The organism is Pseudomonas sp. B21_DOA (genome assembly GCA_030544685.1).
GTDB lineage: Bacteria > Pseudomonadota > Gammaproteobacteria > Pseudomonadales > Pseudomonadaceae > Aquipseudomonas > Aquipseudomonas fluorescens_AO.
Genome location: CP086683.1, coordinates 4,265,509 through 4,282,542, shown reverse-complemented (window position 1 = coordinate 4,282,542; position 17,034 = coordinate 4,265,509). Strand labels below are relative to the sequence as shown.

Genomic DNA, 17,034 nt, shown 5'->3' with positions numbered 1-17,034 from the left:
GCCTTTTTTAGTGTGGAGGGGATCGCGGATATTTTTGTCGAGCGTGAAGTACCGTCAGTATTTTGATGACCCCATTCACCTGATATACCAGCAGATAGTTAGGATGAATCACCATCTCACGTGTGCCTTGCACTCGACCAGATCGGAAACCATAGGGTATGGATGAAAGCTTTTCCGCCGCTGCTACAGCCTTGCGTTCCATAGAAATCGAAGCGGTGGAGTTGAATTGGTCGATGTATTCGCAGATGTCAGCCAGTTGAGCAAGAGCCTTGTTGCTCCATCTAACCAGCAGCGCGGCGGCTCCTGCGCCTCTCTTCGAGCATTTGGGCGAGCAGTATCATAGCTTCATCGTGAGGAACGCCCGGATGCGGATCATCAAGTGCTTCCTGGACCTGCGCACGAAACCAAAGGTCGTATTCCGCAGCCTCTTCTTCGGTTTCGAAGTCTGAAACGATAAGTGAAAGTTCAGCGCTCATAATGACCCCCGTGATCAATGTGAAGCAGCCTAAGGGGGATGTGGCTCGTTGTCGTCACTGGCGGGACGAGGGAGACATCACCCCCAAACGGACGATACAAATCTGTCAGGCGCTTCGCATCTGATGCGTGCGAAGTCGATCAGCTGTGTAGTTCGATTCTGTAAGAAATCTGCCTGTGGTCATTGGGCGACGCTCAAATACGACTCGGAGAAGGGCGGCGCGCTGGTGCTGCTAGGCAAGGGCAGCGACTTCATCGCCCTGAAAATCCACGAAATCGGTGTGTCCAACAAACTCATACCGCTTGAATCGCGCGCGCTGGCACGCTCGATCTTCTATTCCACGGAACTTGAGCAAGAAATTCCCGGCGGGCTATATCTGGCAGTCGCGCAGGTATTGGCTTACGCCTGCCAGATTCGCCAACACCTGGCGGGCAAGGGTAAACGTCCGGATCCGCTGAAGGATGACCTGCCGATTCCGCCGGATTTGCATCGGGATTCTTGACCTCCCGTGTGATACAAAAAACGCCGTTCCGATTGAACGGGGCGGCGATTTTTATCCGTGAAGTGCTGCATCGGCTGAAGGCCATCTTCGAGCAAGGCCGCCCCACAGATTTGACTATGAACATCGCGCCGCTAAAACAGCATCAGCCAGGAGCAATGACCGTAGAAACGGTCAAAGTCCGCTTTGGCGTCGTTCCCAACTCCGGTGCGTTAGCCACAGCGGCTTGGAAGCTATGCAAACCCGGCTTCAGATCAATGACAAGTGCCTCCCATTCGCCTGTCGCAGAATCGGGATGCCCCAAACCTACTAATTTTGAAATCTCTGAATCCACGACCAAGACTGTCCCCTTGGGACTTTTGCCGCTAATCACCACGCTGGTCTCATGGGTCGTCTCACCTTCCTTGATTTCCTTGCCGCTTGAGCATTCCTTGATCAAGTCGAGCGTGAGCAGTTTGGGGCGCACCGATTCACCGATTACAAAATCCAGCACATTCGAATAACTGGTCGTGTTGCTGGCGGCCCGGAAGATTTCGTAATGCACCTGCACCGTTTTCCCGCGGTTAGGCTCGATGTGCTGCGCCACAAACGCTGCGTTCAGCGGGAACTCCACGTCCTTGTCCTTGGACAGTGCGTTGAGTTTTTTGAAGTCGGTAACAGGCTTGTTGCTTTCAACGATCCAGAAATAAGTGACGATATCGTTGGCCTCGCTCGGAACAGCGACCGGCCGTGGGGCGGTGAGCTTGCTGGCGCCACCGGGCAGGTCCTTGGTTCCAGGGCGCCGTCCTTTTCGCCAAGGACGACAGGTTTGACTAGCTCCCGTTGCGCTTCGCCGACGTTGAGCCGCGAAGCATGCAGCGACGCGCGGCGGGTGATGGTGCCGTCTTCGTCGCTCAGCAGGTTGTATGACAGATCCAGCGTGCCGCCCTCCAGGGTTTTGCCGTGTTCGCCGGGGACGGTGACGACGAAGCCCTCGGGATCATTGGCCTCGTCTTTGCTCGGGAAATACCACTCCAGTTCCGGGTCGTAAGTCGTGAGGTCCGCCCGGGTGCCGAACCATTTGAGCTCGATGGCATTGTTCGTGGTGATCAGTGGATCGTAGGGAATGCGGATGCGGTATTGGGGCGCGTCAGGGTTGAGCGCGCCACTGATGTGATCGATCGCGATCGGCGCGGCCAGACGTGTCGGTTCGCCGATTACGCTGTAGGCGCGGGACTTGGATTGGGAGTTGTCGACCACGACCCCACCGCGGCGCACATGATAAGAGTACACCACCGTGCGTTTGGCCAAGGCGCGCAGGGTGCTGTTCTTGTGCTCGATCGAGACCACCACCGGCGGCGCGCTTTCGATCTTCTTGTCCACCAATTCACTGATCTCTTGACCTGCGTCGTCGATACCGGTGACGCTGAGGTAGATCTTGTCGTTCTCTTTGAAGATGTTCTCGTCAACCGCCCAAACCTCCACTATCGGCGGTTTGTCCCCCAGCACATCCAGCTTCACGACGAGGCCATTGGCCTGTTTGAGGATGGGCGCATCCTGCCGCAAGCCCTCGGTGTCGACGACAATATGCACGGCCTCGCACCAGTCTTCGGACTCGTTGTACACGCGGTCGCGAATCTTGTAGCTGACCAATACGCCGTCGGAGTCTCCGGCTGAGAGGATGGTGGCCTTGTTGGCCAGAACGACGATCGGGTTATCTTCCGGATCGTCGAGCTGTTCCTGAGTGACGGGCTCGGAGTTCTCGGTTTTCCCGGCCCAGGCCAGGATGAGCACGTCACCGACGGCGGCATCTTTGTAGAGCAAGCCATCGCCTGGTTTGGGTTTGGCGTAGATCAGCACGCCTTTCTCAGCGGTGGCCTCGTCGACGCCGTCGCGCACCACATTCGGCGGATCGAAGGCGATGGTCAGTTCGGAGTGGCCATATTCAGGGTTAAGATCCTGACCGCCGGGCAGTTCGAGTTTGACGAAGAGCTTGATCGTCGGTCCCGGCTCGGGCTTCTGTCCGAAACGCGTGACCTCGTAGGACAGCTCCCAGTCGCCGCTGAGCAAGCGCTCGGGCGCGACGAAGAGAGTGACATGCTTGTTCACTTCAATGTCTTCGTTGATGGTCTTTTGCGCGACCATGGCGGTGCCCAGGTACAACTTGCAGTTGTCGTTCATGCTCATGTTGTTCCAGGCGGGAACCTGAATCTTCAGCCCCTTGTCGGGGTAGTTGAGACGCGCAGCGGCGAGGTTGATGCCCCACTTGCCGTCATCCAGCAGCCGCCCGCCGGGGATTTCCGGGTCGAGGAGGGATAGCGTCGAGATTCGTTTGCGCGGTTGGATAAGCATGGCGGGCACTCTTGCTGGGGACATGGAGTGATTAGGAGACAAAACCACCGGCAGCGCACCTGTCAAACCTGACAGGTTTTGGCGGTTCTCCGATGAGTGGCAGCGCGTCCTTTCTCCGTTCACCATTCAGGCGTTATCCGATGGGCAGTTGATTGCCTTGAGTGACCCCACCGGACGCTGGCAATACAATTGAGCGAGATTATCTGATGCCGACACCATTCGAAGCGTGGCCCCACTCTCTCGCGTCGCCGTCCCCTCCCGTAACCAGGTACTTGGTTCTCCTGCTCGCAAATGGCTTCCAGTAGGAGCCTCGATCGGTTGACCAATAATGGTGGTTACCCATGGGCCATCTTGCGCCATAGGCCGCATGAATTTCGTTGAGTTCGGCCATGCTCGGAATTCGTGCGCCATTAGCCGATGCGCTCGCATTCATATCGCCCCAGCCGCCATTACCCAGACCAATGCAGTGGATGACGTTGGTCACATATACGGTGTAGCTCTTGGACTGGTTTACCCCATCCCTTGCTGTTATCAACGCCGAACCCCGGCCGCGCGCGGTAACGAAACCTGCATTATCAACCGCAGCTACTGCGGGATTGCTGGAGCTGTAGCTGATTGCTCCGGAGCCACCCGATGCCTGATGCCGTACCGAGTTGCCCGCGTTGGGCGCGGGGAACAGGTTCGGGTAGGCTGGGCATATATATGTTTTACCTCCTAGGGTTACCGGGTTCTGATTGAAGTTCAGGGGAGGGATCGGGTTATCCCGGCGGAAAGTCCGAGTGTTGGAATTCTGTCCGGTTGCCAGCGCTTTTGCATAGACCGAATGTCCGCCAAGGCCTACGCCCAGAGTGGTAGTCCAACTGCCGTTGCTCGGATGTCCGGTGATCTTTGGTCCTGCACTGGTGTTGTCATAAATCTGCACTTCATAACGGGGTGTCACAGTACCGCTCAGCGTGACGCTGGAGTCAGTAGTTGCGCCTCCATTTGATAGTTCGCCTCCCGAGTGTCTGACTGACGCCAGCGTTACTGCCAGATGAGCCTTGACCGCAAATTTGTGCTCCGGCGATTCCAGTTGTTCACCATAAAGTGCTCTGGCCTTGAGGATGTAACCTTTCACAGTCAAGTCAGCGAGCGTGGTCGAGCCATTGCCGTCGTCATCAAGTTCGATGGCAGCACCAATCGCTGTAGCGCTGTCGTAAAGCTGAACCAATTGGCTCGGGTCAGCCTTCACCGCCACGGTCACCGAAGGGTCGTAGGTTGTGCCCTCCGTGGCCACGGGCCCCTTAGAGTCATTGACCGCTGTGATGCTGGGTTTGGTAGCAACGCCGACGGTGAATGTTCTCGGCTTGCCGACCGGGGCATCCGCGTCGTACAAGGCTTCGACAGTGATTTTTTGAAGGCCGTCGGTCAGGCTGTCGGCAGGGCATTCCCACGTCCAGAGTGCTGAGGCTTCGGGTGTGCCTTTGAGCACACCATTGATTTCGACTTTTACCTTTTCACCACGCGTCGCCGTGCCCTGAACCGTCACACGTTTATCGTATGTCAGCCCGGCTTCAGGAATGTCCTGGCCTTGCGGGTTCAACACTTTGGTGATGACAGGCGTCACGTAGTCATAACGGGTGCGGATGGTCAGCGGCAGAGAGGGAAACTCGATCGCTGCCGACATGTCTGTGCTGCCATCAAAAACAACCGCGCACTTCACTACGGCTGCAGAACTGTGCAGCAGTTTCAATAGTTCGCTTCTGGGCAAAGGCTCGTCCAGGCCTTGGGTGGCTTGCTGATCGGTAATCAGGTGTGCCGTCAATACTTCAATGACATAGCTGCCGGTGGTGGCAAGACCTTCGAGCCAGACCGAGGCGAGCTGGCCTTTGGCAATGAACGGCCAGGGTTTAACCACCACGCTGGCGTCGCCGGCGATCTCCATCAAATCCAGCACCGCGTCTATCGCCTGCGGCACCTCGGGCCGTGGCAGCTCTTTTTCCGGATCCTGAAAATCCAGTATTTGCAATGGCAGCAGCTGTGATGACGTCCACAAGCCGTATCGCTGAACGTCGTAACCGACATTGACCGAACGCCGAATATTCGCACCCACAAACGTGGACGCGAGATGAAAGGACACGGTGCCGGAAGGTTCGGCTGGTTGTTCGAGATCTTCCGACGTGCCGGGGCCGGGTGTGCCACGCCATTTCAGCCCAAGTTTATCGAGCTCGACATCCATGGTGGGATAGCTGCACTGGATGTCCACTCCGTTTAGAGCATCCATCGGATTCAACGCAGCGCCGATCGCTTGCACAACTGTCGGTGGCTTCAATTCGCCAAGCGGTATCCCGACCATTACCTCGAACGGTGCGGAATAGCTGAACTTGCCGGTTTCCACATGGAGCAACGTATAGCGCACCGTTACCACGTAGCCGATATTGGCCGTGACGTATCTCGCATCCACGCGAAAGCGCACCGTTTTATCAATCGTCAACAACGTGATCGGCACGCTGCCTTTGGTTGAACTGTAAGGATTAACGCCAGACCAGTGGTACGTCAGGATGTCGCCCTTTGCCCAAGCGACCGGTTTGACGAGCACATGCGCCTGCGTATAAACCTGGGTCGGATCGATTACGCCCTCTTTGGCTTCTTCCACATCGGGCGCGGGAAGGGTGGCGGACAATCCGCGTACGTCGACTCGCAGGAAGTCTGACTCGCTGAGGCCAAAGTCGGCAGGATCTTCGTTGTAGACCCGGTAATACAATTTGAGGCTGCCATTGATCAGCGCAAGAATGTGTTCACCCATCACGTAGATGAAGATGATTCCCGTCTCTTCATCATTGCCGCTGACGTCGTAGGATTCCTCGTACAGGTAAGAGTTGCCATCGCCCTTCTTGCCTTCCCAGATCATGTTGATCGTATCGCCCACTTTCAGGCTCGGGTAAGCGATTCGCACGGTCGCCGACAGGCTGTCACTCGGGAGGATGGCGCCGATAACCTCTTCAATCGTCGGCGCCGGCAACAGCGCCGGATTGCCAATCACTTTGACGAAGGCGCGTTTCGAGTAAAGCGGCGCGCTTCCGTCCTGCTTGAGCAATACGTAGGAACCATCCAGCGTACCGGTTGCGAAAAGGCTGACGAACTCGAAAGGAATAGGCACTTCGTGAATGTAGGCCGGATTGCCAACCGTTATCTCTACCGAAAATGTCCGTGACGCTGTTCCCGGGCGCCCGATGCCGATGACATTGACTCTGATTTTGTCGCCGGAGGTGAACTCGTCGTTGTCCTTGATATTGATCAGCAGGTTGGTCGCCTGATGATCCAGTTGATCGAGGTGCAGCTCCCCACCGTCGGCGTCGTCGAAGATAGGGATACCGAGGCGAGCGGCACCTGCTTCAACCCGAACTGTGGTTTCCTTCGACCATTTCTCGCTGAAGTTCCAGACTTCGTCATGTATCTCATACTTGATCAACAGCTTGAGGCTGTCGCCTGCGGTGAGGATGTCGCTGGGCGATGCTGTGACAACGATTTCGGCAGTGCCGTCGACCTCGGCCTGCGTCACGACATGGGGCGCCAGGAAAATACTGCCCCAGCACACCCAAATAACATCGCGTACCCGCATGTCCGGGTACTGCTTGATGATCATCGGGACGCCGCTGGCTGCCCATTCTTCAGTGACACCATTATTGATGACATCGACGGGCAGACCGACGATGTCCAGCTCTGAGTGCCACGGATATGGCTTTTCCTTGTCCTCACCGGCGGGGAGGGTGAGTTTTATGAAAAGCGTCAAGACAACCGAAGGGTCGTCCGGGAGTGTTTCGCCTGCGCGGGTCAGTTCGTAGCGACACGTGGAAAAGCCCGCGTCGATCTTATCGGTTGGCAAGTAAAAGAACAGGCGCTCGTTGACCTGGGCGCTGTCTACCTTCAGTTGGAGGATCGCCTGGTCGTTCCAGAACAGGACTACTTCATCTCCCTCAGCCATTCTTTCCCACGGGTCGATGACGGCATATAGGCCTTCATCGTATCGTTCGAACGTGTCCAGATTGATTCCGCCATCAGCGCCGAGGACCGGCTCGGTCCTGTCGGCGAAATAGACCGGATAGAGATTCGATGGCGAGACGGGAGAGTCCGGTCGTTTGGGGAAACGAGAGAATCTGAAGGAATTCATCGGCCAATCCATCCGAAGGAGATGGCCTGTTGTAAGCTGATTCGAAGTATCTGCCCACTGTCAAACCTGACAGGTTGACGGGGTTTTCCGATCAGTGGTAGTCACGCACTTGCACACCGTTGCGCATTGATAAGCAGGATGAAACGGGTGACTGCAACCACAATCCGGGGCGTCACCCCGAGTCGCGACAACAGTCACTCCCGAATCAATTCCCGTCCGCCACCTTACGCTCGATCTCATCAACCTTGCGCTGCAGTTCTTCGGCTTCCTGCTCTTTGACCCGAGTGGAAGACGGCGTGATGACCTTGTCCACGCCTTCGGTTTTTTCGTCACGGTCCTGCAGATCGCGTTCGACCACGTTCACCGGTTTACCGCTGGCATCGGTGGGCGGGGCGTTGGGGGTTTTGTCGTCGTTGGGGTTCATGGCGCTGGCCTCCTGTGGGTGTAAACATTGGAGACAGCGGGGCGGCAGACGTTCGAAATTTTTCAGCGGCGAGGCCCTCTCCCGCAGGAGAGGGCGCAACGGCGATTTCAGTCTTTCAGAATGTCGCGATCCTTGGTTTCCGGCAGGAAGAAGGTGCCGAGTATCGCCGTCGCCACTGCGATGACGATCGGGTACCACAGCCCGTAGTAGATATCGCCGGTGGCGGCGACCATGGCGAAGGCCACGGTGGGCAGGAAGCCGCCAAACCAGCCGTTGCCGATGTGGTAGGGCAGCGACATCGAGGTGTAGCGGATGCGCGTCGGAAACAGCTCGACCAGCCACGCGGCGATCGGGCCATACACCATGGTCACGTAGATCACCAGCACGGTCAGCAGGAGCAGCATCATCGGATAATTGATTTTCGCCGGGTCGGCTTTTTCCGGGTAACCGGCTTCTTTCAGCGCCGCGCCGAGGTTGGCGGTGAAGGCGTCGTTGCGGGTCTTGAAGTCGGCGGCGGGGAGGGCGCTGCCTTCGAAGCTCTCGACGACGCGGTCACCGATGCGCACCTGCGCCACCGTGTTCGGTTCGGCGGCGACGTTCTCGTACGGGATCGCGCGTTTCGCCAGCAGCGTCTTGGCCAGGTCGCAGGAACTGGTTAATTTGGCCTTGCCCACCGGATCGAACTGGAACGAGCACTGCTCGGGACTGGCGATCACCTTGACCGGATTTTTTCCTGGGCGACGAACACGTCCGGGTTGCCGTACTGGGTCAGCGCATGAAAGATCGGAAAGTACGTCAGCGCAGCCAAGATGCACCCGGCCATGATGATCGGCTTGCGCCCGATGCGATCGGACAGGCTGCCGAAAATCACGAAGAACGGTGTGCCGATCAGCAGCGAGCCGGCGATCAGCAGGTTGGCGGTCTGCGGATCGATCTTCAATGTTTGCAACAGGAAGAACAGCGCATAGAACTGCCCGGTGTACCAGACCACCGCTTGCCCGGCGGTGCCGCCGAGCAGGGACATGATCACCACTTTGAGGTTGTCCCAGCGCGCGAAGGATTCGGTCAGCGGCGCTTTCGAAGCCTTGCCTTCGTCCTTCATTTTCTGGAACACCGGCGACTCGCTCAGTTGCAGGCGGATATACACCGACACGGCCAGCAGAATGATCGACAGCAGAAACGGAATCCGCCAGCCCCACGCCTCGAACGCTTCGGTGCCCAGCGCTGTGCGGCAGGCGAGGATCACCAGCAGCGACATGAACAGACCGAGAGTGGCGGTGGTTTGAATCCACGAGGTGAAAAAGCCACGGCGATTACGTGGCGCGTGTTCGGCCACGTAGGTCGCGGCGCCGCCGTATTCACCACCCAGCGCCAGCCCCTGGAGCAGACGCAGGGTGATCAGAATCACCGGGGCGGCGACGCCAATGGTTGCGTAGCCGGGCAGCAGACCGACGATTGCCGTCGACACGCCCATGATCACGATGGTGATCAGAAACGTGTGTTTGCGCCCGATCATGTCTCCCAGGCGCCCGAAGACGATGGCGCCGAACGGCCGCACGGCGAACCCGGCAGCGAAGGCCAGCAGGGCAAAGATGAACGCGGTGGTTTCGTTGACGCCGGCAAAGAAGTGCTTGGCGATGATCGCCGCCAGTGAGCCGTAGAGGTAAAAGTCGTACCACTCGAAAACCGTGCCCAGCGAGGAAGCGAAGATGACCTTGCGCTCCTCCCTGGTGATGCCGCCGCTGCGGGGCGGTGTGCCGGTGGATGCTGTGTCGATTGTGGCCATGGGTGTTCTCCGTCGTGCTTATTGTTGTAGGCCGGAGTCCCCCGTTACTGCCTGTCGCACTCTGGCCCGTTGGCATCTGCCGCCGTTGCTCTCGCGTGAAGCTTGCACAGTCTGACCGCCTCGCAGGGCTGCAAGGTTTCCTGAAGCATAATCAGCTTTTGCCAGATATCCACTCGGCCTACGCTTTGACCCAACGCTGCCGGCTCCAGGCGCTCAGCCAGTCAACCAGAAACACCAGCAACAGCATCGCCAGAATCACCGTGCTGGCCTGGGCTTCCTGGAACAGACTGAGACTGACATACAGCATCTGCCCCAGCCCGCCAGCGCCGACAAAACCCAGCACGCTGGCCATGCGGATGTTGTTTTCCCAGCGATACAGGCAGTAGGCAAGCAGTTGCGGGGCGAGGTTGGGCAGGGTGCCGTAGCAGAACGCCAGAATCGGATTGCCGCCCTGCAAGCGGATCGCCTCGGCCGGTTGCGGCGGGGTGTTTTCCAGCGCTTCGGCAAACAGCCGGCCGAGCACGCCGGTAGTGTGCAGGGCGAGGGCGAGGGTGCCGGCGTTCGGGCCGAGGCCGGCTGCGAGCACCATCAGCGCCGCCCAGACCAGTTCCGGAATCGCCCGCAAGCCGTTGAGCAGCAGACGCGCCGCACTTTGCAGCGGCCAGCCGAAACGCCCGGCGGCGGGCAGCGCCAGGACGATGCCGAACAACGCCGCGAGCAGGGTGCCGAGGGCCGACATGGCCAGGGTTTCCAGCGAACCGTGGGCGATGGCTTTCAGGTAACTGGCGCTCAAGTCAGGGCTGAGAAAGCGCTGCACATAACTGCCCATCTGCTTGAGGCTCGTTGGCGCTGCCCAGTTCGGCCAGATCCAGTTCCAGATAAGCGAAAGACGCGACTACCGAGAGCGCAATGGCGGCGAGCAACAGCAGATTGATCAGGCGCCTCATGTCAGCCTCCAGCGCAGCAAACGGCTGAGTTGATCGGCGCACAGCACCAGCAGCAGGAACGTCAGCAACATGCTGGCGACTTCACCGCCGGCGAACATGCGGATCGACAAGTCAATCTGTTGCCCCAGGCCACCGGCACCAACAAAGCCCATCACCACCGAGGCACGGATCGCGCACTCCCAGCGGTAGACGGTGTAGGAGAGCAATTCGGCGGCGACGTTCGGCAACGTGCCGTAAGCGAACGCCGCCAGTCGACCGCTGCCGGCCTGCAACAACGCGTGCGCCGGACGCTGGTCGGTGGATTCGAAAATTTCTGCGTAGACCTTGCCGAGCATGCCGCTGTAGGTGATAGCGATGGCTAACACACCCGCCGCCGGGCCGAGGCCGACCGCGCGGACGAACAACAGCGCCCAAACGATTTCCGGCACGCTGCGCAGAAAGATCAGCAAGCCGCGCACCGGCCAGCGCAGCAACCGCCCAAGCAGGCTCGGCACGCCGCCCCGTGACGCCGCCGAGAGCGATAACCCGCGACTGGCGATCAGGCTGGCCGGCACTGCCAGCAGCAGGGCCAGGGCCATGCCGGCCGTGGCAATCGCCAAGGTTTGCAGGGTGGCTTTGAGCAGCAGTTGCAGGAACGCTTGATCGTGCGCCGGGGGCCAGAACGCCGAAACGAAACGGCCCATTTCGTTCTGGCTATCGGCCTGAAACAACACGCCCAGGTCCAGCTCGCTGAGTTGAATGCCCGGCCACAACAGCGCAAGCGCCAGCAGCGTCAGCAACAATCGCGGCCACGCCGCCGGGTCCCGTGAATCAGCTTTCAGCATCGCGGAATCTGCACAATCAAAGGCGCGGCCGCTGGTGCAGGCGATTGCAGTTGTTCATTGGCGTACAACGCATCGAGCTTGTCGCGACTGACTTCGTCAGAACGGCAGTCGAAAAGAATCTGCCCGTCGCGCAAACCGATGATCCGTGGAAAGTGCGCCAGCGCCAGATCCACTGCGTGCAGGCTCGCCACCAGTGTGACGTTGTGCTCGCGAGCATGGCGCGACAGGATCGACAATGTGTGGCCGGCGAGCACCGGGTCCATCGCTGACACCGGCTCGTCGGCGAGCAATATTTCCGGCGCCTGATACAGCACCCGCGCAATGCCGACGCGCTGCAGTTGCCCGCCGGATAGCTGCTGGCAATGGGCGAACAATTTATCGCCCAGATCCAACCGCGCCAACGCCGCGCGCGCCCCGCCACATCCAGCGGATGCAGCAGGTTCAGCAGACTTTTGCCCAGACTCCACTGACCGAGCTTGCCGGCCAGCACGGCCGTAATCACCCGCTGACGCGGCGGAATCGGTGGCGCCTGATGCACCAGACCGATGCGCGCACGCAGGCGCTGCCGCTGGCGCGCCGACAAGTGCCAGGCACGTTCGCCGAGCACTTCGATCTCGCCACTGCTGGGCTTGAGCGCGGTCGCCAGCAGATTGAGCAGGCTTGATTTGCCCGCGCCGGACGGGCCGATGATCGCGACCTGTTCGCCAGTGCCAATCTGTACGTCGATAGTGCGAAGGGCATCGACGCCATTGGCATGGCGCAGGCTGCCCTGGGTGAGGCGTAGGGTCATTTCAGCAGTTCGGCGGCGCGGGCGGCTTCCTCGATGCCCTTGTAGTTCTCGGGCTTGGTGTCGATGAAGCGACTGGCGGCCTGCAGATCGAGGATCTTCTTCTGCTCAGGGTTGGCCGGGTCGAGGTCGAGGAAAGCTTTCTTGATTTTCGCGGCCAGCTTCGGATCAAGGGTGCCGCGCACGGTCCAGTTGTAATCGAAGTAGGTCGGGGTGGTGGCGAAGACCTTGACCTTATTGGTGTCGACCTTGCCAGCGTCGACCAGTTTCTGCCAGACACTGGCGTTCAACACACCGGCATCGACCTTACCGGCCTGCACCCAGGCAACGGTGGCGTCATGTGCGCCGGAATAGGCAACGCGGCTGAAATAGCCTTCAGGCTTGATGCCGTCGTTTTTCAGCATGAAGTAACGCGGCATCAGGCTGCCGGAGGTGGACGACACCGAACCGAAGGCGAAGGTTTTGCCCTTGAGGTCGGCGAGGCTTTTCACGTTCGGGTCGGCGGTGATGAATTTGCTGGTGAACTGCGCGTCCTGCTCGCGCTGCACCAGCGGAATCACTGGCGTGGTAGCGTCGGTCTTCAAACGTGCCTGCACAAAAGTGAAACCGCCGAGCCAGGCCATATCGAGGCGATCGGTGGCCAGCGCTTCAACCACCGCCGGGTAGTCGGCGACAGGCACAAACTGCACCTTCATGCCCAACTGCTGCTCAAGATAGGCACCCAGCGGTTCGAACTTGCGCAGCAGCTCGGTCGGAGCTTCGTCGGGAATCGCGCTGACGCGCAGGACATCAGCGGCCTGCGTCATCAGGGCAGAAAAGGACAGCGCCAGACCGGCGGTGAGGGCGAGGGTACGCTTGAACATAGAATTCTCCGTTTCATAAGCGTCAACATTCGAAGGGCTGCCGCTACAGAGCGGCGCGCCACGTCAGGGTAGACGAAACGGCGAGGTTATACGCATTCGCGAGGAGATTGGCCAGCCTCCGTGCCGGCGCGTTGTGTCTGTTTGTGTGCGGCGCCGGTCAGGCCGCTTCGGGCAGTTTCGCAATCACCTTGATCTCGAAATCGAAACCCGCCAGCCAGGTCACGCCGACAGCGGTGACAGTCGGGAACGGCGCTTCGCCCCAGAACTCTGGGACCACACTCCAGATTGTTTCGAACGTCGAGTGCGGATCGACCATGAACACAGTGACATCCACCGCGTCGTCGAAGCTGCAACCGGCCGCAGCGAGGATCGCGTTGAGGTTGTTGAACGCCGTGCGCACCTGACCGGGCAAATCGGCCTCGGGTGAACCGTCCTCGCGGCTGCCGACTTGTCCGGAGACAAACAGAAAACCGTTGGAGCGAATTGCCGGCGAGTAACGGTGACGCTCGTACAGGGCATGGCGGGCAGGTGGGAAAACGACATCGCGCTTAGACATGGTGCTGACTCCATCAGTGGTTGATGGAGCGACTTTAGGTATTTGCAGCTGCCGGATAAACGCGCAAGCTTGGCGTTCACTGTTTGTAAACCCCAAACAATCGAGGGGCGCGGATGGACCGTTTCGATGCAATGCAGGCCTTTGCCCGGGTGGTCGAGGCGGGCAGTTTCACCAAGGCTGCCGAAACCTTGCACATGAGCAAGACCACGGTGACGCAATTGGTGCAGCAACTGGAGGCGCGGCTGCGGGTCAAGCTGCTCAACCGCACCACGCGCAAGGTCAACGTTACCGCCGATGGTGCGGCGTATTACGAGCGGGTGATCAAGTTGCTGGCCGACATGGACGACGCCGAAACCAGCCTGCCCGGCGCCGCCGCACGGCCGCGCGGACGCTTGCGCATCGACGTGCCGAGCCCGTTCGCGCGGCTGATCCTGGTGCCGGCCTTACCGGAATTTCATGCGCGCTACCCGGACATTCAGATCGACATGGGCGTGAGCGACCGCATCGTCGACATCATCGATGAGAACGTCGATTGCGTGGTGCGCGGTGGCGAGCTGCTCGATCAATCGTTGATGGCGCGCAAGCTTGCCGATCTGCCCTTGGGCGTATTTGCCGCGCCGGCTTATCTGGCTCGCGAAGGTACGCCTGACCATCCGCGCCAACTGGAAGACTCCCATCACCGCGTCGTTGCTTTCCTCTGGGCGCGCACCGGCAAACCTCTTCCGTACACCTTGCACAACGGCACCGAGCGCCTGCAGATCAAGGGGCGCCATGTGCTAGCGGTGGATGACGGCAATGCCTATCTCGCGGCAGGGCTGGCCGGCATGGGTGTGCTGTGGCTGCCAACGTATATGTCTGATGCCCCTGTGGCGCGGGGCGAGTTGGTGCAATTGTTTCAAGGCTGGCAGCTTGAATCGATGCCGCTTTATCTGGCCTATCCGCCGAACCGGCATGTGAGCCTGAAGTTGCGGGTTTTTATTGATTGGGTCGTAGAGCTGATGGCACAGCCGGCGCCAATCGTGACGCGCCAGTCACGGCCATGATTGACTCTTGCGCAGAACCGGCCAACTATCGCCGCATAACAACGACCGATGGACCCGACCTTGATTGAACGACGTCAATTCAGCGGTGGCATGAAGGGCAAGAACCTTCGCTATCTGAATGAACAAAATACCGATGACACCGGCGTGACCCGCACCGGCTTTCTCTTGCTCGAACATTTTTCGCTTCCGGCCTTCACCCAGGCGCTGGACACGGTAGTCACCACCAACCTCTTGCGTCCGGGATTGTTCTCGTCGCGCACTTTCGGCCTGGGTGATGGCGAGGTGATCAGCGATTTGGGGCTGGTCATTCGCCCCGATGCGCGTCTGGATTCTGCTGCGCTTTACGAACTGGATCTGCTGGTGGTCTGCGGTGGTTATCGCACCGAGCTGCGCGCCAGCGACGAATTCATCGGCTTGCTCAAGTCGGCAGCGGAGCGGGGCGTGAGCCTCGCCGGATTGTGGAATGGATCGTGGTTTCTCGGCCGCGCCGGTTTGCTCGATGGCTATCGCTGCTCGATCCACCCGGAACATCGTCCGGCGCTCACCGAAATCGCCAAGAGCACCCACGTCAGTAGCGAGCCTTATGTGATCGATCGCGACCGCCTCACCGCGTCGAGCCCGTCCGGGGCTTTCCACATGGCGCTCGACTGGATCAAGGGCCTGCACGGCAAAGCGTTGGTCGAGGGCATCGAAGACATCCTCGCCTTCGAAGAGTCGCGCTACCGGCGGATCAAACCGGATGAAAACATCTGCGTCAGTGCGCCGTTGCGTGAAGTGATCAAGCTGATGGACGCCAACCTGGAAGAACCGCTGGAACTGGAGCAGCTGGCGGTCTACGCCGGCCGCTCACGACGCCAGCTCGAGCGCTTGTTCAAGGAACAACTGGGCACCACGCCACAGCGCTATTACCTGGAACTGCGCATCACCGAGGCGCGACGCCTGCTGCAACACACTGAGCTGTCGCAGGTGGAAGTATTGGTGGCGTGTGGCTTCGTCTCACCGAGCCATTTCAGCAAGTGCTACAGCTCGTACTTCGGTTATCGGCCTTCGAAGGAAAAACGGCTGGTCAAATAGAAACAGCCGTTTCAATGACCCCGGAGGTTTTCTTCAGAGTTGGTCGGCATCCACTACTGCCTGGGCGAATGCCTTCGGCGCCTCTTGAGGCAAATTGTGTCCGACCCCTCCTTCAACGAGCCTGAACTGATATTTCCCGGTAAACCGCTTCGCATAATCCTCAGGCTTTGGATGCGGCGCACCATTGGCATCACCTTCCAGCGTAATCGTCGGCACACTGATCGACGGTGCAGTCGCAAGCTTCTCTTCCAGCGCGGCATATTTCGCCTCGCCCTGCACCAGGCCCAGACGCCAGCGGTAGTTGAACACAGTGATCTCGACGTGATCGGGGTTCTGCAACGCCTTGGCACTGCGGTCGAAGGTGGCGTCATCAAACTTCCACTGCGGCGAAGCCAGTTGCCAAATGAGTTTGGCGAAGTCGTGGGTGTTCTTTTCATAGCCGGCGCGGCCGCGCTCGGTGGCGAAGTAGAACTGGTACCACCATTGCAATTCGGCTTTCGGCGGCAGCGGATTTTGCCCGGCGGCCTGATTGCCGATCAGGTAGCCACTGACTGCCACCAGCGCTTTGACCCGCTCTGGCCACAGCGCTGCGACGATGTCAGCCGAACGCGCGCCCCAGTCGTAGCCGCCAAGCACCGCTTGTTTGATTTTCAGCGCATCCATGAAGTCGATCACGTCGCTGGCCAGCGCCGCCGGCTGGCCGTTGCGCAGGGTGTCTTTGGAGAGGAACTGCGTATCGCCGTAACCCCGCGCATATGGCATCAGCACGCGGTAACCCTTGGCGGCGAGCAGTGGCGCGACTTCGTCGTAGCTGTGAATGTCGTAGGGCCAGCCGTGCAGCAGAATCACCACGGGACCGTCGGCAGGACCGGTTTCGGCGTAGGCCACATCAAGTACGCCGGCCTTGATGTGTTTCAGCGGGCCGAAAGCTGAGGGCGCCGAATAGCTCGCGGCGGCCGGTTCAGTGGTTTGCGCCTGAGCGCTGCCAACCGCGCCGAGCAGCGACAGCGCCAGCATCGACAAGCCGAGCGCGTGGGTGATTTTTGAGGTGTGCAGAGCCTGTTTCATGCTGACGTCTCCTTTGCGAGCCTGTAGTCAAGGGACGAGATGAACCCTTGAAACCGTGGAGGCATTGAAGCGTGGCGAGGTATCCGCTCTGTGTCGCCGAACATGTTTTTTGCAAGGGTGTGTATGGCCGCGGGCCGCGTACACACTGTGATACACGGCGGCCAAACCCAAGGTTTTCGCGCGAAAATAATAAGTGGCTGTTTTAAA

12 protein-coding genes and 4 pseudogenes are annotated in these 17,034 nt (G+C 59.5%); 3 read left to right on the top strand and 13 right to left on the bottom strand.

Translation table 11 applies throughout. The features are described from left to right. Positions 1–7 precede the first annotated feature (7 nt). A complete protein-coding gene (locus tag LJU32_19755; GenBank protein WKV91155.1) occupies positions 8–289 on the bottom strand; it encodes a type II toxin-antitoxin system RelE/ParE family toxin in 282 nt (93 codons plus the stop codon). Further along, positions 282–476, bottom strand: a complete 195-nt coding sequence (locus tag LJU32_19750) for a stability determinant (protein ID WKV87832.1) — start codon at positions 474–476, stop codon at positions 282–284. Before LJU32_19750 ends, LJU32_19755 begins: the two co-directional genes overlap by 8 nt. A gap of 192 nt (positions 477–668) precedes the next feature. Between LJU32_19750 and LJU32_19745 the strand changes: the two are divergent. After that, positions 669–977, top strand: a pseudogene (locus LJU32_19745) (EscU/YscU/HrcU family type III secretion system export apparatus switch protein). 142 nt (positions 978–1,119) lie between these two features. On the opposite strand, the gene LJU32_19740 reads toward LJU32_19745, so the two are convergent. The 10 genes and pseudogenes from LJU32_19740 to LJU32_19695 all read right to left on the bottom strand — a co-directional run bounded on the left by LJU32_19740 (position 1,120) and on the right by LJU32_19695 (position 13,642). Further along, positions 1,120–1,587 (bottom strand): hypothetical protein, encoded by a 468-nt coding sequence (locus LJU32_19740; protein WKV87831.1) that lies wholly within the window; start codon positions 1,585–1,587, stop codon positions 1,120–1,122. Beyond that, positions 1,572–3,305 (bottom strand): hypothetical protein, encoded by a 1,734-nt coding sequence (locus LJU32_19735; GenBank protein ID WKV87830.1) that lies wholly within the window; start codon positions 3,303–3,305, stop codon positions 1,572–1,574. The genes LJU32_19740 and LJU32_19735 overlap by 16 nt, the downstream gene beginning before the upstream one ends. A 199-nt stretch (positions 3,306–3,504) precedes the next feature. Next, complete coding sequence (locus LJU32_19730; GenBank protein ID WKV87829.1) at positions 3,505–7,455, bottom strand: Ig-like domain-containing protein; 3,951 nt, start codon at positions 7,453–7,455, stop codon at positions 3,505–3,507. Positions 7,456–7,660: 205 nt separating this feature from the next. Further along, complete coding sequence (locus LJU32_19725) at positions 7,661–7,879, bottom strand: hypothetical protein (protein WKV87828.1); 219 nt, start codon at positions 7,877–7,879, stop codon at positions 7,661–7,663. A 107-nt stretch (positions 7,880–7,986) separates the two neighbouring features. Beyond that, positions 7,987–9,665 (bottom strand): annotated as a pseudogene (locus tag LJU32_19720) (MHS family MFS transporter). Positions 9,666–9,843: 178 nt separating this feature from the next. Next, positions 9,844–10,612: pseudogene (gene phnE / locus LJU32_19715) on the bottom strand (phosphonate ABC transporter, permease protein PhnE). Then, positions 10,609–11,436: an ABC transporter permease gene (locus tag LJU32_19710; protein WKV87827.1), complete on the bottom strand. Its 828-nt coding sequence runs from the start codon at positions 11,434–11,436 to the stop codon at positions 10,609–10,611. Before LJU32_19710 ends, phnE begins: the two are co-directional and overlap by 4 nt. Continuing rightward, positions 11,430–12,226 (bottom strand): annotated as a pseudogene (locus LJU32_19705) (ATP-binding cassette domain-containing protein). Before LJU32_19705 ends, LJU32_19710 begins: the two are co-directional and overlap by 7 nt. Next, positions 12,223–13,086 (bottom strand): putative selenate ABC transporter substrate-binding protein, encoded by an 864-nt coding sequence (locus LJU32_19700; GenBank protein ID WKV87826.1) that lies wholly within the window; start codon positions 13,084–13,086, stop codon positions 12,223–12,225. Before LJU32_19700 ends, LJU32_19705 begins: the two are co-directional and overlap by 4 nt. Positions 13,087–13,243: 157 nt before the next feature. Then, positions 13,244–13,642, bottom strand: a complete 399-nt coding sequence (locus tag LJU32_19695) for a RidA family protein (protein WKV87825.1) — start codon at positions 13,640–13,642, stop codon at positions 13,244–13,246. 113 nt (positions 13,643–13,755) lie between these two features. On the opposite strand from LJU32_19695, the gene LJU32_19690 reads away from it, so the two are divergent. Continuing rightward, complete coding sequence (locus LJU32_19690) at positions 13,756–14,685, top strand: LysR family transcriptional regulator (protein WKV87824.1); 930 nt, start codon at positions 13,756–13,758, stop codon at positions 14,683–14,685. Positions 14,686–14,733: 48 nt separating this feature from the next. Beyond that, positions 14,734–15,759: a GlxA family transcriptional regulator gene (locus LJU32_19685; GenBank protein ID WKV87823.1), complete on the top strand. Its 1,026-nt coding sequence runs from the start codon at positions 14,734–14,736 to the stop codon at positions 15,757–15,759. A 33-nt stretch (positions 15,760–15,792) separates the two neighbouring features. Here LJU32_19685 and LJU32_19680 read toward each other — a convergent pair whose 3' ends face one another. Beyond that, positions 15,793–16,827, bottom strand: a complete 1,035-nt coding sequence (locus LJU32_19680; GenBank protein WKV87822.1) for an alpha/beta hydrolase — start codon at positions 16,825–16,827, stop codon at positions 15,793–15,795. Positions 16,828–17,034 lie beyond the last annotated feature (207 nt).